The organism is Kribbella monticola, from assembly GCF_003261635.1.
Classification (GTDB): Bacteria; Actinomycetota; Actinomycetes; order Propionibacteriales; family Kribbellaceae; genus Kribbella; species Kribbella monticola.
In genome coordinates, this window is record NZ_QFXK01000089.1 from 1 (window position 1) to 16295 (window position 16295).

Consider the following 16295-nt stretch of genomic DNA (forward strand, 5'->3'; position numbering starts at 1 on the left):
CCGGGGGCAACGGGGGGCGGGGGGATGGCTACGTTGAGTAGTAGGTCCGTCTGGCAGACGGGGCAGCGCAGGTTGGCGGTCATCCGGCGTCCTCCTCGGGTGTCTCGTTCACTATCGAAGCTGGAACGAGATGCCGCCTGAGTACGTCTACTCAATTCGTCGCGTAGGCTGCTGCGGGTCTGCCGGTCGTCCAGACCGGCGTGACGACCACGGGGAGCAAGATGAAGACTGGACACATCGAGCTCGCGAGAGCTCAGCAGGAAAGATGGCAGACCGCCTACGAGGGCAATCCACGGTTGCTCGGCGCGGAGCCTTCGGCGGCCGCGCGGTGGACCGTCCGGCTGTTCGAGGCCGCCGGGATCGACGATGTGCTCGAGCTCGGCGCGGGCCAGGGCCGGGACGCGCTTTACCTTGCCAGGCAGGGATTCAGCGTGCATGCCACCGACTTCAGCGAGGCCGCGCTGAACCAGTTGCGGCTCGACGCGCAGCGTGAAGGGCTGGACGACCGGGTCACCGCCGCCCTGCACGACGTCCGCGATCCGCTGCCACCGGCCGACGCGACGGTCAACGCCGTCTATGCGAACGTCCTGCTGAACATGGCCTTCTCGCGGTCCGAACTACGCTCGCTGGTCAACGAGATCCACCGTGTACTGCGGCCAGGCGGGCTGTTCGTCTACACCGTGTGGTCCACGGCCGATCCGTGCTTCGGCCACTGCACCGACATCGGCGACGGGCTGGCCGCGAGGAACGGATTCGCCGGCCGGTTCTTCGACCTCGACCTGATCCACGAGCTGGCCGAGCGGTGGGAGCTCGGCGGCGTCGACCCGTACGAGGAAGGACCCGAACCGCGCCGGCTCTGGCGGGTCACCCAGGCGAAACCGGCCCCGAAGAGCTGAAGTCCGCTTCCACTCCGGCGCGTCAGGTTGCGGTGTGGTCACCAAAGCGAAAAGTTGCATTGACGAACCCGATGGGTTCCGACAGGCTCGGTCCGCGTCTCACCTTCGACCATCGGAGCAAAGCAATGCAGTGGTACACAGATGTCCTCAAGAAGTACATCCAGTTCAGCGGTCGCGCGCGGCGCAAGGAATTCTGGATGTTCGCCCTGTTCAACGCGATCATCTCGATCGTGCTCAGCATCATCGACAACGCGGCCGGTCTGACCAACAGCACCGGCAACGGAGTACTCGGCAGCATCTACAGCCTCGCCGTCCTGCTCCCGTCGCTGGCCGTCGCGGCCCGCCGCCTGCACGACACCAACCGGTCGGCCTTGTGGCTGCTGCTGATCTTCGCGATCGTGATCGGCTGGATCGTGCTGCTCGTCTTCTACATCCAGGAAGGCAACGCCGGCGACAACAAGTACGGCCCGGACCCGAAGGCCGCTGAGCGCTTCGGTACAGCCGGTTCGCCGAACGCGGAACCGGGTTACCCGACCGTCTGATCGGCACCACTCCGTACTACGGTCCCGCGACCCCCGTTCAGCACGGGGTTCGCGGGACCGAGTCGTTAGGGCGGTCGCGACGAACGGGTGTCGTCAGTTCGCCTGGCTGACGCTGGACATGTTGAAGTCGGGGACGAGCAGTGGCGGGGTCGCCGTACGGGAGAACTCGTCGCCCCATTCGCGGGAGAACGAGGGGACGGTCGCGCCGGCCGCGGTGAAGCGGGCGAGCAGGTCGACCGGGCTCTCGTTGAAACGGAAGTTGTTGACGGCGCCGGTCACCTCGCCGTTCTCGACCAGGTAGACGCCGTCGCGGGTCAGGCCCGTGAGCAGTAGAGTCTGCGGATCGACGACCCGGATGTACCACAAACAGGTCAGCAACAGGCCGTGATCCAGCCCGGCCACCAGGTCGTCCACCGATCCGGTCGCGCCTTCCACAGCAAGGGCGTAGTTGGCGATCGGCGGAGTCACAGCCGGAGCGCCGGTCAACGCAGCCGTGAACCTGCTCTGCATCAGGTTCTCCAACTTGCCGCCACGGATCCAGTCCGTCGCGGTCAGCGTGAGACCGTTGTCGAACACGCTCTCGGAGCCCGCCGACGATCGCACGATGACGAACGGGAACGTCTCCAGCCCCGGCAGCAGCGGGTCCGACCAGAACCTGACCGGGTGCGGCGACAACACCTCGCCGACCCGGGAACCACCGGTGGGCTTGGCGAAAACGCTGCGGCCCTCATGGGCGTCGCGGCCGTCGAGCCTGGTGTACATGTGCGTCATCAGATCCGCGACAGCGGCAGGCGGCAGAATCGTCTGGTGCCGGCCGGCCTCCATCGACACCGTGCGCGTGGCCCAGCTCAGCCGGCGGGTCAATTCCGCATCGATCGCGAGCGGATCGATGTCGCTGAAGTCGTGCGTCGCCGCTCCGACCCAGGCCGACTGGCTCAGGTCGCTCGACTTGCCGTTCGCAGTGACGTAACCCCGCGGAAGGGCCTGGCGAAGTCGCAGGCCCGCCGACGTACCGACGTACAGGGTGATGACCTCGTGGTCGGCGAAGCCGTAGAGCCAGCGGTTCTCGCTGCCGGCCTTCTTGAGGGCTTCGCCGAGTGCGGGGGCGAAGTTCGCGTAGACGCTGACGTCGGTCTCGTCCGGCTCCTCGTCCCAGCCTGGTCCGACGGTACCGTCCACCAGTGGGCGGGCGTCCTCGGCGGGGCCGGACTCGCGAGCCGCGGCGACCGCGGCCGAGACGAGTTCGCGCAGCGAGGTGTCCGTCACGGACGAGCGCCCGACCACGCCGGCCGCAGTGCCCTCGCCGGCGCCGACGGTCGCGATCACCGTCACGCTCGAGCCGCGCATCGCGCCGTTGGTGGTGAGGGTGTTGTTGGCCCAGCGCAGGTTCGCGCTGGAGGTCTCGGCGACCAGGACGACACAGCCCTGGGCACCCTCGGCAGCGGCGAGTTCGAGCGCGCGCTCGATCGTGTCCTGCGGCGTCAGCTGAATGGCGGTCGTCACCGGCCGGCCTCCTGCGTGGTGTTGAGGATGCGGACATCGCGGAACAAGGCGGACGGGCAACCGTGGCTGACGGCCCCACTCTGCGGCGGCTGCGCTTTGCCGCAGTTGAGCGCGCCACCCAGTACGTAGGTCTGCGGGCCGCCGACGGCTTCCATCGAGCCCCAGAAGTCGGTGGTCGTGGCCTGGTACGCGACGTCGCGCAGTTGCCCGTCGAGCTTGCCGTTGGTGATCTTGTAGAACCGCTGTCCGGTGAACTGGAAGTTGTAGCGCTGCATGTCGATCGACCAGGACTTGTCGCCGACGATGTAGATGCCGTTCTGCACCCGGCTGATCAGTTCCTCGGTGGAGGGGCCGTCGGCCGCGGGCTGCAGGGAGACGTTGGCCATCCGCTGGATCGGCACGTGGCCGGCCGAATCGGCGTACGCGCACCCGTTCGAACGGCTGGTGCCTAGCACGTCCTTGTTCACCTGAGCCATCCGGCGATCCAGTTGATAGCCGACCAGTACGCCGTCCTTCACCAGATCCCATTGCTGTCCGGCGACGCCCTCGTCGTCGTACCCGACCGTCGAGAGCCCGTGCTCGGCCGTCCGGTCGCCGGTGACGTGCATGATCGGCGAGCCGTACTCGAGCGTGCCGAGCTTGTCGAGGGTGGCGAAGCTGGTCCCTGCGTAGTTCGCCTCGTACCCGAGGGCGCGGTCCAGTTCGGTCGCGTGGCCGATCGACTCGTGGATGGTCAGCCAGAGGTTCGAGGGGTCGACGACCACGTCGTACTGACCGGCCTCGACACTCGGTGCGGCCATCTTCTCCGCGAGCCAGCCGGGCAGCTGGGCCAGCTCCTCGTCCCAGTTCCAGCCGGTGCCGGTCAGATACTCCCAACCGCGTCCGGCCGGTGGCGCGAGGGTCCGCATCGAATCGAACCGGCCGGTCTCCGGATCGATCGCGGTCGCGACCAGCTGCGGGCCGACCCGGATCCGTTGCTGCGTCGTCGACGTACCTTCGGAGTTCGCGTAGAACTTGCACTCGTTGACCGAGGCCACGTGGACGGTGACGTGCGCGACGCCGTCGGCGTGCAGCAGGCGGTCGCTGTAATCGGTGAGCAGGGCAACCTTCTCCGCCCGCGGCAACGTGAACGGGTCGATCTCGTAGCTCGACACCCAGCTGACGTCGTCGTAGATCGGCTCGTCGGCGAGCTCGATCGGCTCGGTGTTGATCGGCCGGGAGACCTGCGCGAGGTTCACCGCCTGTTCGGCGATCCGGACTGCCTCGTCGGTGCTGAGCGCGACCCCGGCGGCGAAGCCCCAGGTGCCGTCGTGGATCACCCGGACGGCGAGGCCGAGATCCTCGTCGTCGTGGGCGCTCTCGAGAACGCTGTCACGCAACGAGATCGACTCGGACCGGATCCGCTCCAGCCGGAATTCGGCGTACGTCGCGCCGAGGTCCTTGGCGCGCTGCAGGGCCGCGTCGGCCAGCTCGTGTCGGGGGAGGGCGAGGAAAGACGCATCGACATCAGGCACGAGTCCGACCCTAGGCCATCGCCAGTACCACGGCCGCGCGGTCCCGGTACTGCGGGTTCGGGCCGTCGGGGTGACGGGTTCGGGCCGCCAGCAGTGACGGGTTTCGGGTGCTGGTCGGTTAGCGTCGGCTGCGTGCTGCTGCCTGATCGATCCGTGCCTGGGGCGGACCTGCCGGTTCGCGCTGTCCTTCCTGCCACGGTCGAGGCGGTTCGATCTCACGGTACGGCGGTGTTGGTCGCGCCTCCTGGATCCGGCAAGACCTCGCTGCTGCCGCTCGCCCTCGCCGATGCGCTGGACGGCACCGTCATCGTCGCCGAGCCGCGGCGAATGGCGACGCGCGCCGCCGCGACCCGGCTCGCGACATTGGCCGGCGAGCCTCTGGGACGGCGAATCGGCTACGCGATGCGCGGCGAACGCAGTGGCGGCAAGGGCCTCCGCGTCGAGGTGGTGACGACAGGGCTTCTCGTACGGCGGTTGCAGCAGAACCCCGAACTTCCAGGCGTCGCCGCCGTCGTGATCGACGAGTGTCACGAGCGACACCTCGACGCCGATCTGCTCCTGGCGTTCTGCGTCGACGTCCGGGCGAACCTCCGAGAGGACCTCGCCATCGTCGCCACCTCGGCCACAGCGGACACGGTCACCTTGAGTCGGGCGTTGGCCAGCGCGAGTCCGGCACCTGTGATCACCGCGTCTGCCGCGTTGTTCGACGTCGCGATCGAGTGGGCGCCGCCGCCTGTTCCGGTGCCGTTGCTTCCTGGTGGGCGCGTCGATCCGCGGCTGCTCGATCACGTCGCCGCGGTGGTGCGACGCGCGCTGGCCGAGAACGAGGGCGATGTGCTCGTGTTCGTTCCGGGGGAGGCGGAGATCACCGGGGTGGCTCGCCGGTTGGCCGGCGAGAACGTGCTGCCGTTGTTCGGGCGGCAGTCGCGAGCCGAGCAGGACCGGGCGCTGGCGCCGGGCGCGACCCGGCGGATCGTGGTGACGACCTCGGTCGCGGAAAGCTCGCTGACCGTGCCAGGGGTGCGGGTCGTGGTCGACTCGGGGCTTGCTCGGGAGCCGCGGACCGATCAATCGCGTGGACTCGGCGCGCTGGTGACTTGCCGGGTGTCGAAGTCGTCCGCGGATCAGCGGGCCGGGCGTGCTGGGCGGGAGGCGCCCGGTCGGGTCTACCGCTGTTGGTCCGCTACCGATCACGCGCATTTGGACGACCACGCGGCGCCGGAGATCGCTACCGCGGATCTGGCGGCCTTCGCGCTCGATCTGGCCGCGTGGGGCGCGCCGGGTGGCGAAGGTCTGGCGTTGCTCGAAGCGCCGCCGGTGGTAGCGATGACGGCGGCGACCGAGTTGCTGCGCCGGCTGGATGCGATCGAGGACGGTGGCCGGATCACCGCACGCGGGCGGCGGATGGCGGCGGTCGGCGCACATCCGAGGCTGGCTCGGGCGCTGCTGGACGGTACGGCGTGGGTTGGTGCCGAGCGGGCTCGGGAGATCGTGGCGATGCTGTCGGACGATGCCGGGCGGGATTTCGGCGACGACCTGCCGGCGCGGTGGCGGGCGCTGCGACGAGGGCAGGACCGTGCGGCGACTGCGCGTTGGCGTGACGAGACGAAGCGGCTCGCCCGGGGATCCGACGAGCCTCAAGCGGCTGGTGGCCAGCTGTCGCCTGGCGGGGCCGCGGGCGGTGGGTTGCGGCCCACGGGCGGAGCTGTGGGCGGTGAGACGCGGCCGACCGGCGGGGCTGCGGGCGGTGGGTTGCGGCCCACGGGCGGAGCTGTGGGCGGTGAGACGCGGCCGACCGGCGGGGCTGCGGGCGGTGGGTCGTGGGCGACCGGCGGGGCTGTGGGTGGTGGCCAGCGGCCGGCGGGCGGCGTACCGGATGATCTTGCGGCGGGGATCGTGGTGGGGCTGGCGTATCCGGATCGGATCGCGCGGGCTCGTGGGGTGGACTCCACGACGTACCAGATGTCCGGTGGGACCGGGGCCGCCCTCGATCCGCAGTCGCCGTTGCGTACCACGCCGTGGCTGGCGATTGCCGTGGCGGATCGGGCTCCTGGGCGCGCCGACGCCAGGATCCGTTCCGCTGCGCCGATCGACGAGGCGACAGCGCGGGAGGTCGCCGGCGAACTCGTCTCCGTCTCCGACCAGATTCGCTGGGACGACGGCCGGGTGGTGACCCGGCGGGTGGAGTCGCTCGGCGCGATCGTGCTCAACGACGTACCGCTGTCCAAGCCCGACCCGTTGCTCGTGCAAGCCGCCGTACGTGATGGTCTCCGGCGCAGCGGTCTCGCCGTACTGCGATGGTCAGATGCCGCGGTCTCGCTGCGCGAGCGCCTCGCCTTCTGTCATGCGCACCTCGGTGATCCCTGGCCCGCGGTCGACGACGCGGCATTGCTCGCGACGTTGGACGACTGGCTTGGTCCGGAGCTTGCCTCGGTACGCCGATCGCGCGACCTCACGAACATCGATGTGGCGTCCGCCTTGCGACGGCTGCTGCCCTGGCCGGCTGCGACCCGCTTCGGTGAACTCGCACCGGAGCGACTCGCGGTGCCGTCAGGGTCGCAGGTGCGGCTCGCGTACGACGGTGCTGAGCCGCCCGTGCTTGCGGTGAAGCTGCAGGAGGTGTTCGGGTGGACCAAGACGCCGGTGGTCGCCGATGGGCGGGTGCCTGTCGTGTTGCATCTGCTGTCGCCGGCGAGACGTCCAGTCGCGATCACCAGCGATCTCGCGTCGTTCTGGGTGCAGGGCTATCCACAGGTCCGCGCTGACTTGCGAGCCCGGTACCCGCGGCATCCCTGGCCTGAGGACCCGCTGTCCGCGGTACCGACGAAGCGCGTCAAACCTCGGCAGTGAAGTCCTGGAACCGACTGTTGGCCTGCGGTGTAGAGACAGACAGAGGACAGGAGGCGGAATCAGCGAGACCGACGAACGGGCGATCCTGGCTCGGGTGCGGGGTGGCGACGCCACCGCGTACGCGGAGCTGGTGCTGCGGCATGCGCCGGTGGCCAAGCGGACGGCCGTGTTCCTTGGTGCGGGGTCGGAGGCCGACGACGTCGTGCAGGAGTCGTTCGTCAAGGCGTACCGCGCGCTCGGCGGCTTCCGCGAGGACGCGGCGTTCAAACCGTGGTTGCTGCGCATCGTCGCGAACGAGACGCGCAACCTGCAGCGGTCACGGAATCGCAGGGCGCGCCGCGAGGAGTTGGCGGCGCTACCGGAGAGCGTGCTCGATCCTGCCGAGGAGGCGGCCGTCACTGAGCGCCGACGCGAGCTGCTGGCCGCAGTACGGGCGCTGCCTGAGCACTATCGGCAGGTGGTGATCTGTCGGTACTTGCTGGAGCTGGATGAGCAGGAGACGGCGACAGTACTCGGTTGGGCGCGTGGCACGGTCAAGTCGCGACTGCACCGAGCACTGGGACGACTGCGGACACAACTACCCGACAAGGAGGTACAGCGATGAGCGACGACCTCGCCAGCGAACTCCGCGCGCTCGGGCGCTCCGCTGTCGTACCTCCGGTCGCGGAGGGCCTCGTCACCGCAGTACTAGAGGCTGTTGCCGATGAGCCCGTACGCCGGTCGCTCGCGGATCGCCTTCGGAGCCGGTGGCGTGCCCTGCTGGCGCTACTGGCCGTGCTGGTTGGGGGAGCCGTCGTGATCTCGCCCGTCCGCGCAACGGTCGCCGAGTGGCTCAACATCGGCGGGGTCGAAGCACGGCCCGTCGGACAAAGTCCCAGTACGACGCCGACAGTGCCGCCCGTCTCGGGACAACTGGGGCTGCAGGAGGCTGAGCGGGTTGCTGGGTTCGCGCCGGTGGTTCCTCGGGCGTTGGGGGCGCCTGCGCGGATCGCGGCCTCGCCAGGGTTCGTGGCGATGAGTTGGACGACGGGGGAGCGGCTCGAGCAGTTCGAGGCCGAGCCGTCGCCGCGGTACATCAAGAAGTACTACATGGAGCTAGAGGTCGTGGGCTCCGTCAACGGGTTCTGGTTCAAGGCGCCGTACCAGTTGGTGCTCGTCGACAAGACTGGCAAGGAGAAGATGATCAGGGCGGCAGGACCGACCCTGGTCTGGGTCCACGAGGGCCGCACCTACCGCCTGGAAGGCGTTGAAAACAAGGAGCGAGCGACCGAGATAGCGCTCTCTGCCGTTCCTTGATGGATCAGAAGTCGATGCGCAGGACCGCACGACGGTTGCCTGGGCGGCTGACCTCGGCGAAACCGGCATCGGTGAACATCGCGAGGGTGCCGACAGGCCCGCCGTCGACGAGATCCGGATACCCCTCCACAGCGCGGGCGCCCCGGTCCCGGGCGAACTCGGCGGCGGCGCGGGCGAGGGCACGACTGATTCCCCGGCGCCGATAGCCGGCCCGGGTGACGAAGCAAGTCACCGCCCAGACGGTCGCGTCGGTCTTGTCCTCGTTGCGGCCGAGCCACGGGACGCGGTAATCGCGCAGCAGCCTCGGGTGGTCGGCGCGCGGCGCGACGGCGCACCAACCGACCGGCTCGCCAGCGAGATACGCCACCAGGCCGGTCGTCGCACGTGCCTGCTGGTTGCCGCAGGCAGTCTGGTCGCGGAGCCGGGCGGCCAGTTCCTCGGCCCCTTCGGACGCCCAGGATTCCTTGGGCAGCATCCGGAACCGCTGACACCAGCACCGCGCCGTCTCGCCTGCCACGCCGAAGACCGCCTGCAGATCCTCCCAGGCCGCCTCGTTGGCCGGAACGATCTCGAGCTGTTCTGCGGTGACAGGTTCTCGCGAGCCGGTAGGACGGGAGACGGGCACTCGCTTCACTGGTCGCTTCTGCTGCCGGGGCAGCGGATCGAAGGTGAGCAGGATATCCACCGCATCGCCTGCGTCCAGCCCAGCTGGTTTGCGCACAGCGTCCTTCAGCGGGAGCAGATACTGACCGTCCTTCTGCGTCAGCACCGTCTTCCACTCGCTGCTGCCGAGCTGAGCGCGGATCGGAAGCGTTCCCCACCCGTAACCGGCACCCGAGGCAGCTGTCCTCAGTGCGGCGCTCTGCTGCTCGGGCACGGGAACGAAGTAGTACGGCGCTGGGCCGCGCCACTCGATGATCTCGCCGTTGAACTCCTGCTCCATGTCCCGATGCTAAGCGCCATTCCAGACGGTTCGGTTCCGGATTCAGTGCCGGAACCTTTTTGGTGCCGGCGGTGTATCTGAGGTGCATCGTTGGCTCGGCCGGAGGAGAACTGCCATGAACCGTTGGGTACGCCGTACGTGTGCGCTGTTGTTCGCAGGGTTGATCAGCGTCGCCGGGGTGGCGGTGCCGGCTTCCGCCGGTGGGCCGACCAGTGTGATGCTCAGCGCTCCACCCAAAGTCGTTGCCGTCGGCTACGACGATGTCCGGTACGGCCAGCTGCAAAGGCTGACCGAGGTCGAACTCACCGGTCCGAAGGAAGCCGGCGGCCACGCGCAAGGTCGCTTCGTCCGCGCGCTCTGGCTGATCCATGACATGTCGGCCTGGCGGTACGACCTGATCTATCCCAACGCGCCCGGTGGACCGTGGATCGCGACGTACGAGAATCCGAACGGTGGGCCCTCGCTGCCGGCTGAGCCGGTCTGGCACCGCAGCAGTGACTCCGTGGCGCTGACCAAGGTGCTCGTCTCCCTCGGCCTCGTGAACGGCGAGTTCTTCGGCGGCCCGACCGGTCCGCCGGATACTGCCGAACCGGCCGCGCTGCCCGAGCCCAGCACCCCGGTCACCACGCCACTTCCCGAGCCGGCTGCGCAGACCGTCGAGACTCACCAGGGAGCGCTCTCCGGCTGGCGCTGGGTGATCCCAGGCATCGTCCTCGGTGGGCTCGCCACCTACGTCGTACTGCGCCGGCTTCCGCGCCGTCGCCCCTGGGAACTGACCGACGTGGAGTGACCACGGGGGCCCGTCACGCACGGTGTCCGGCAATCTCCAGTACGTAGATGGACATTCTCACGATTCAAGACCGGGACCGGATGGTGGGAGACTCTGGCCTACCGTTTCTCGGCTGGGTTCCGTCCATCGTTGTCAGGAGTGCGTGTGGGTTCCGAGGTCGTTTCGGCCGTCTCCCCGACCCGGCAGGCGTTTCGCCGGGTCCGCCGGGATCGCAGCGCCCGGCTCGGCGCCGTACTGGTGGTCGTCCTGGTACTGATCGCGATCGCGGCGCCGTTGCTGGCGAAGCTCGAGGGGCAGGACCCGTACACGTACAACATCGGTCTGCTCGATCCGCTCCGCGGCAACGCGCCGCGGGGAGCCGTCGGCGGGCTCAGCGGCGACCACTGGTTCGGGATCGAGCCGCTGACCGGCCGGGACCTGTTCGCGATCGCGGTGCTCGGGCTGCGGACGTCGCTGTTCATCGCGATCGTGGTCACCCTCGTCACCACGGTGGTCGGCACGCTCGTCGGGATCAGCGCGGCGTACTTCGGCGGCTGGTACGACGCGGTCGTCTCGCGGCTGCTCGACTTCCTCTTCGGCTTCCCGTCGCTGCTGTTCATGATTGCCCTGGGCATCATTGTCCCGGCCGGGTTCCCGCGCTGGCTGCTGCTGATCATCGTGCTCAGCGTGTTCGGCTGGGCCGGGCTGGCAAGGCTGATCCGTAACCAGGCCAGGTCCCTGGTCGAGCGCGAGTTCGTCGAGGCGGCCCGGTCGTCGGGGTCCAGCGGCTGGCACATCGTCACCCGCGAACTGCTGCCCAACCTGCTCGGGCCGGTGCTGGTGATCGCCACGATGGCGGTGCCGGGAATCATCGGCGCGGAGGCGGGGTTGTCCTTCCTCGGGGTCGGCGTACCACCACCGACACCGAGTCTGGGCCGGTCGATCTCGGACTCGATCGTGTGGGTGTACACCGGCGCCGACCCGTGGTTCCTGGCGTTCCCGGGGGCGATGTTGTTCCTCGCCGTGCTCGGGTTCACCTTGCTCGGCGACGGTGTTCGCGACGCGTTCGACGTACGGCTGCGGAGGACTCACTGATGCCGGACCTGGTGTGGTTCGTGATCCGGCGGCTGCTCGCGACCGTGCTGGTGATGCTCGCGCTGAGCCTGGCCGTCTATCTGATCTTCTACGCGCTCCCGGCCGACCCGGCCCGCCTCGGCTGCGGCAAGCCCTGTACGCCGGACCGCCTCGAGCAGGCCCGGCACTTCATGCAGCTCGACCAGAGCACCATGCAGCAGTACCTGCAGTTCCTCAAGGGAATCGTGGCCGGCCGGACCTTCGGTGAGGGCGCCGCGGCCGTGCAGTGCAACGCGCCGTGCTTCGGATACTCGTTCCCGCTCGCGCGGCCGGTGACCACGTTGATCCTGAGCAGGCTGCCGATCACGGCGTCGATCGCGATCGGGGCCGCCGTGCTGTGGCTGATCGCCGGAGTGTCTCTCGGCCTCGGGGCCGCGCTCCGCCGGGGCAGGTTGTTCGACCGTTTCGCGGTGGGGTTCGCCTTGGTCGGTGTCGCCTCGCCGTCATTCCTGGTCGGGCTGCTGGCGATCCTGGTCTTCGGATTCTGGCTGAACATGGTGCCGGTGAACGGCTACGTGCCGCTCACCGACAGCCCGGTCGACTGGGCCTGGCACCTGGTGCTCCCATGGGTCGTGCTGGCCGCGCTGAACGCCGCGTCGTACATCCGGCTGACGCGGGCGCAGATGCTGGAGGAGCTCAATCTCGACCACATCACCACCGCCCGCGCGAAGGGCGCGGGGGAGGGCCGGGTCGTGCTGCTGCACGGACTGCGCGGTGTGCTGGTGCCGATCGTGACGATCTTCGGGCTCGATCTCGGTGGCCTGCTCGGCGGTGCGATCCTGACCGAGAAGGTGTTCAGCATGCAGGGCCTCGGCGAACTGCTGATCAGCTCGGTCGGTCAGCTCGACGTGGCGGTGGTGGTCGGCGTGACGTTGTTCTCGGCCTTCCTGGTGATTCTGGCGAACCTGGTGGTGGACGTGCTGCACGGAGTACTGGACCCGAGGGTCGGCCATGCCTGAGCCGCGCAAGACACCGAGTGAGACCCCGGTGCTCGAGGTCCACGACCTACACGTCACGTTCCGGACCGAAGGCGGGCTGGTGCCGGCTGTCGACGGCATCGACTTCGCCGTCGCGCCGGGCCAGACACTGGCGATCGTCGGCGAGTCCGGCTCGGGCAAGAGCGTCAGTTCGGCGGCCGTGATGGGCCTGCTGCCGTCCAACGCCGACGTCAAGGGCGAGGTGCTGTTGGACGGTCGGGAGCTGACGAAGCTGACCGCCGAGGAGCTGCGAAAGGTCCGCGGCAACGAGGTCGCGCTGGTCTTCCAGGACGCGCTCTCCGCCCTCAATCCGTACTACAGCGTCGGCTGGCAGGTCGCCGAGGCGTACCGGCTGCACCACGACGTCTCCAAGAAGGAGGCGAACGCCCGCGCGGTCCGGATGCTCGACCTGGTCGGCATCCCGTCGGCCGCGCAGCGAGCCCGGGCGTACCCGCACGAGTTCTCCGGCGGCATGCGGCAGCGGGTGGTGATCGCGATGGCGCTGGTCAACGACCCGAAGGTGCTGATCGCCGACGAGCCGACCACTGCCCTCGACGTCACCGTGCAGGCGCAGATCATCCAGTTGCTCGAGGACGTGCAGACCGAATTCGGAACCGCTCTCGTGCTGATCTCGCACGATCTCGGCGTGGTCGCGGAGGTCGCGGACGACGTGCTGGTGATGTACGCCGGGCGCGCGGCCGAGCAGGGTTCGGTGAAGGACATCTTCTACCGCGCGGCCCATCCGTACAGCCTCGGGCTGCTCGGCGCGATGCCGCGCGTCGACGTACCGCCGAAGCATCGCCTCACCACGATTCCCGGCAGTCCGCCGTCGCCTGGCTCGATCGAGACCGGCTGCCCGTTCCAGCCGCGGTGTGCTTACACGGAACGCGTCGGAGAGCGCTGCATCACCGAGCGTCCGCTGCTCACGCCACGGCCGGGCGAGGGCAACCACGAAGCCGCCTGCCACCTGGGCCGCCGCCCGGAGATCGCCCAGGAGGTCGCCCGCACGGGAATCCAGGAGAACGCCGCCCCGGAAGGCGCCCCGCTCCAGCAGAGTGCCGCGCAGGAAAGCGCCCCGCTCGAGCACAGCGCTGCGAAGGCAGAGGGCCCGCTCCAGCCGAGTGCCGAGGAGAGTGCACTGTGAGCACGGTCGAACAGAGCACCAAGGACGCGATCGGGCAGGACGCAGAGGAACTGCTGCGGCTGGACGGCGTGAAGAAGTACTTCGGCTTGCGCGGCGTCCCGTTCCGCAAGGCGGGCGCGGTGAAGGCGGTCGACGGCGTCGATCTCGTCGTACGCCGGGGCGAAACGGTTGGCCTCGTCGGCGAATCCGGCTCGGGCAAGTCCACTCTCGCCCGGCTGGCGACGCGGCTCCTGGACCCCACGGAGGGCCGGGTCTCCATCTCCGGTCAGGACGTCACCACCGTGCGCGGCCGGCGGCTGCGTCCGGTCCGGCGCAAGATCCAGATGGTCTTCCAGGATCCGCAGGCCTCGCTCAACCCGCGGCAGTCGGTCGGCACGATCCTGACCACGCCGTTCCGTGCGCAAGGGATCCGTCCGAGTCGCGCCGAGCTGATCGAGTTGCTGCACCAGGTCGGTCTCTCGGAGGAGCACCTGGAGCGCTATCCGCACGAGTTCTCGGGCGGTCAGCGGCAACGGATCGGAATCGCGAGAGCGCTCGCCGTACGGCCCGGTCTGCTGATCTGCGACGAGCCGGTTTCGGCCCTCGACGTTTCCGTCCAGGCGCAGGTGCTGAACCTGCTGGCCGACCTGCGCGACGAGCTCGGCCTGTCGTACGTGCTGGTCGCGCACGACCTCGCCGTGGTCCGGCAGGTCGCGGACCGGCTCGCGGTGATGTACCTGGGCACGATCGTCGAGGAGGGCCCGGCCGCCGAGGTGTACGCGGCGCCCGCTCATCCGTATACCCGAGCGCTGCTGTCCGCCGTACCGGTTCCCGATCCCGGCGCTGCCCGGGAGCGGATCGTGCTGACCGGCGACGTGCCCACCCCGATCGACCCGCCCTCCGGGTGTCCCTTCCGCACCCGGTGCTACAAGGTCCAGGACGTCTGCGCCACCGTCCGGCCCGTACTCGAACCAGTGGCAGGCGGCGAGCACCGGGCCGCGTGCTACTTCCCCGAAACTGCCAGTCCCGAAATCTCTCGAGCCCCCATGTCTGAGAGGACACCATGAAACGCACTACCCGCGCGTTCGCGGTCGCGGCCGCACTGGCGTTGGCGGTCACCGCCTGCAACGCCAATGACAAGTCGGCCACGCCCGGCGGCGGCGGCACAGCCGCCGCCGAGCAAGGCGGCACGTTCCACATCCTCACCACCAGCAAGGAGCTGAGCCTCGACCCGGCCAAGAGCCAGAGCCTGGGCATCAGCGCGATCCACCTGGTACTGCGTGGGCTGACCTCGTGGAAGACGTCGCCGGACAAGGCCGCCGAGATCGTCCCCGACCTGGCCACCGACACCGGGCAGGTCAGCGCCGACGGGAAGACCTGGACGTACAAGCTGAAGCCGGGCCTCAAGTACGCCGACGGCTCGCCGATCGTTGCCGCTGACATCAAGTACGGCGTGGAGCGTTCCTTCGCGCCCGAGCTGTCCGGCGGCCTCGGCTACCACAAGTCGCTACTGGTGGGTGGCGACAAGTACGCCGGTCCGTACAAGGGCGGCGAGCTCGCCTCGATCGAGACCCCCGACGACAGCACCGTCGTCTTCAAGCTGAACAAGCCGTTCGGCGACTGGCCGTGGATCGTCAGCATGCCGGCCTTCGCCCCGGTGCCGAAGAAGGCCGACACGGACCCGGCCCACTACGGCGAGAAGCCGGCCGCCAGTGGCCCGTACCAGGTCAAGTCGTACTCGCCCGGCTCGAAGCTCGAGCTGGAGCGCAACCCGTCCTGGGACAAGGCCAGCGACCCGGCCCGGACCGGCCTGCCCGACGCGGTCGTCTACGACATGGGCCTGCAGGCCGACGTGATCAACCAGCGGCTGATCGCGGACGCCGGTGACGACAAGTTCGCCGCCACCACCGGTACGTCGGTGCCGGCCGCGCTGATCCCGACCGTGACCGGCAACCCGGCGGTGAAGGCGCGCGTCGCCACCTCGCCGTCCGGTGCACTGGAGTACCTGGCGATGAACAACAAACGCCCGGCGCTGTCGAACCCGGCCGTCCGCAAGGCGATCGAGTACGCCGTCGACAAGCAGGCCGTCCAGGTCGCCGAGGGTGGCCCGGAGTTCGGCGGCGAGATCGCCACCACCTTGATCACGCCCGGGATGGACGGCTACACCAAGTACGACCTGTACCAGGCGCCGCCGAACGGTGATCCCGAGAAGGCGAAGCAGTTGCTGGCCGCGGCCGGTGTGAGCAATCTCAGCCTGGTGCTGGCGGCGGACAACGCGCCGACCGGCCTGAGTGTCGCGCAGGCCATCCAGCAGGGGCTGAAGAAGGCCGGCATCACCGTCACCATCAAGCCGTACGACTCGGACGCGCTGACCGAGGTGCAGACCGGGCCGAAGGGCGACTACGACCTGACGGTGTCGAGCTGGCTGCCCGACTTCCCCAGCGCCATCGGCAACATCCAGCCGCTGTTCGCGTCGTCGGAGATCGGCAACGGCGGGTACAACATGTCCCGCTACTCGAACCCGGCGGTGGACGCCGCGATCAACGCCGCCACCGGGGAGTCCGACCGCGCCAAGGCCGCTACGGCCTGGGGCGCGATCGACCAGCAGATCATGAAGGACGCTCCGCTGGTCCCGCTGATCTACGCGCGCAACGCGTTCCTGCACGGCTCGAAGGTGCAGAACTTCTACCTGCCGCCCTACCCGCCGTACCCGAACACGCTGATCGTGGGCCTGAGCAAGTAGCCGAC

The 16295-nt window shown here is 69.0% G+C and carries 14 protein-coding genes; 11 read left to right on the top strand and 3 right to left on the bottom strand.

Going from position 1 to position 16295, the window contains the following annotated elements; translation table 11 throughout:
- Positions 1 to 221: 221 nt before the first annotated feature.
- Together DIZ26_RS34850 and DIZ26_RS34855 are read left to right on the top strand one after the other, a co-directional pair.
- Entirely contained in the window at positions 222 to 896 is a 675-nt protein-coding gene (locus tag DIZ26_RS34850) for a class I SAM-dependent methyltransferase (RefSeq protein WP_112248835.1), read from the top strand.
- Between the two features lie 125 nt (positions 897 to 1021).
- Complete coding sequence (locus DIZ26_RS34855; protein ID WP_112248881.1) at positions 1022 to 1438, top strand: DUF805 domain-containing protein; 417 nt, start codon at positions 1022 to 1024, stop codon at positions 1436 to 1438.
- A 93-nt stretch (positions 1439 to 1531) separates the two neighbouring features.
- Here the strand turns inward: DIZ26_RS34855 and DIZ26_RS34860 are convergent, their stop codons facing one another.
- Positions 1532 to 2941, bottom strand: coding sequence for a metallopeptidase TldD-related protein (locus tag DIZ26_RS34860; protein ID WP_112248836.1), 1410 nt, complete (start codon positions 2939 to 2941; stop codon positions 1532 to 1534).
- On the bottom strand, positions 2938 to 4455 hold the full coding sequence (locus DIZ26_RS34865; protein WP_112248837.1) for a TldD/PmbA family protein: 1518 nt from the start codon (positions 4453 to 4455) through the stop codon (positions 2938 to 2940). The genes DIZ26_RS34860 and DIZ26_RS34865 overlap by 4 nt, the downstream gene beginning before the upstream one ends.
- Before the next feature lie 153 nt (positions 4456 to 4608).
- Here DIZ26_RS34865 and DIZ26_RS38675 point away from each other — a divergent pair, with 153 nt between their 5' ends.
- The 3 genes from DIZ26_RS38675 to DIZ26_RS34880 all read left to right on the top strand — a co-directional run bounded on the left by DIZ26_RS38675 (position 4609) and on the right by DIZ26_RS34880 (position 8601).
- Positions 4609 to 7305: an ATP-dependent RNA helicase gene (locus DIZ26_RS38675; RefSeq protein WP_198676445.1), complete on the top strand. Its 2697-nt coding sequence runs from the start codon at positions 4609 to 4611 to the stop codon at positions 7303 to 7305.
- A 94-nt stretch (positions 7306 to 7399) separates the two neighbouring features.
- Positions 7400 to 7909 (top strand): RNA polymerase sigma factor, encoded by a 510-nt coding sequence (locus DIZ26_RS34875; RefSeq protein WP_232828856.1) that lies wholly within the window; start codon positions 7400 to 7402, stop codon positions 7907 to 7909.
- The gene (locus tag DIZ26_RS34880) at positions 7906 to 8601 is read left to right on the top strand and encodes a hypothetical protein (RefSeq protein ID WP_112248839.1); all 696 of its coding nucleotides are present in this window, start codon (positions 7906 to 7908) and stop codon (positions 8599 to 8601) included. Before DIZ26_RS34875 ends, DIZ26_RS34880 begins: the two co-directional genes overlap by 4 nt.
- A gap of 4 nt (positions 8602 to 8605) precedes the next feature.
- On the opposite strand, the gene DIZ26_RS34885 is transcribed toward DIZ26_RS34880, so the two are convergent.
- Positions 8606 to 9544 carry a DUF1905 domain-containing protein gene (locus DIZ26_RS34885; RefSeq protein WP_198676441.1) on the bottom strand — a complete coding sequence of 313 codons (939 nt, stop codon included), beginning with the start codon at positions 9542 to 9544 and terminating at the stop codon, positions 8606 to 8608.
- Positions 9545 to 9659: 115 nt separating this feature from the next.
- Between DIZ26_RS34885 and DIZ26_RS34895 the strand changes: the two genes are divergently transcribed.
- The 6 genes from DIZ26_RS34895 to DIZ26_RS34920 all read left to right on the top strand — a co-directional run bounded on the left by DIZ26_RS34895 (position 9660) and on the right by DIZ26_RS34920 (position 16290).
- Positions 9660 to 10334 carry a hypothetical protein gene (locus DIZ26_RS34895; RefSeq protein ID WP_112248840.1) on the top strand — a complete coding sequence of 225 codons (675 nt, stop codon included), beginning with the start codon at positions 9660 to 9662 and terminating at the stop codon, positions 10332 to 10334.
- A 144-nt stretch (positions 10335 to 10478) separates the two neighbouring features.
- A complete protein-coding gene (locus tag DIZ26_RS34900; protein ID WP_112248841.1) occupies positions 10479 to 11408 on the top strand; it encodes an ABC transporter permease in 930 nt (309 codons plus the stop codon).
- Positions 11408 to 12406, top strand: a complete 999-nt coding sequence (locus DIZ26_RS34905) for an ABC transporter permease (RefSeq protein WP_112248842.1) — start codon at positions 11408 to 11410, stop codon at positions 12404 to 12406. The genes DIZ26_RS34900 and DIZ26_RS34905 overlap by 1 nt, the downstream gene beginning before the upstream one ends.
- Positions 12399 to 13568, top strand: a complete 1170-nt coding sequence (locus DIZ26_RS34910; RefSeq protein WP_232828857.1) for an ABC transporter ATP-binding protein — start codon at positions 12399 to 12401, stop codon at positions 13566 to 13568. Before DIZ26_RS34905 ends, DIZ26_RS34910 begins: the two co-directional genes overlap by 8 nt.
- Positions 13565 to 14614 (top strand): ABC transporter ATP-binding protein, encoded by a 1050-nt coding sequence (locus DIZ26_RS34915; RefSeq protein WP_112248843.1) that lies wholly within the window; start codon positions 13565 to 13567, stop codon positions 14612 to 14614. The genes DIZ26_RS34910 and DIZ26_RS34915 overlap by 4 nt, the downstream gene beginning before the upstream one ends.
- Entirely contained in the window at positions 14611 to 16290 is a 1680-nt protein-coding gene (locus tag DIZ26_RS34920) for an ABC transporter substrate-binding protein (protein WP_112248844.1), read from the top strand. Before DIZ26_RS34915 ends, DIZ26_RS34920 begins: the two co-directional genes overlap by 4 nt.
- Positions 16291 to 16295 lie beyond the last annotated feature (5 nt).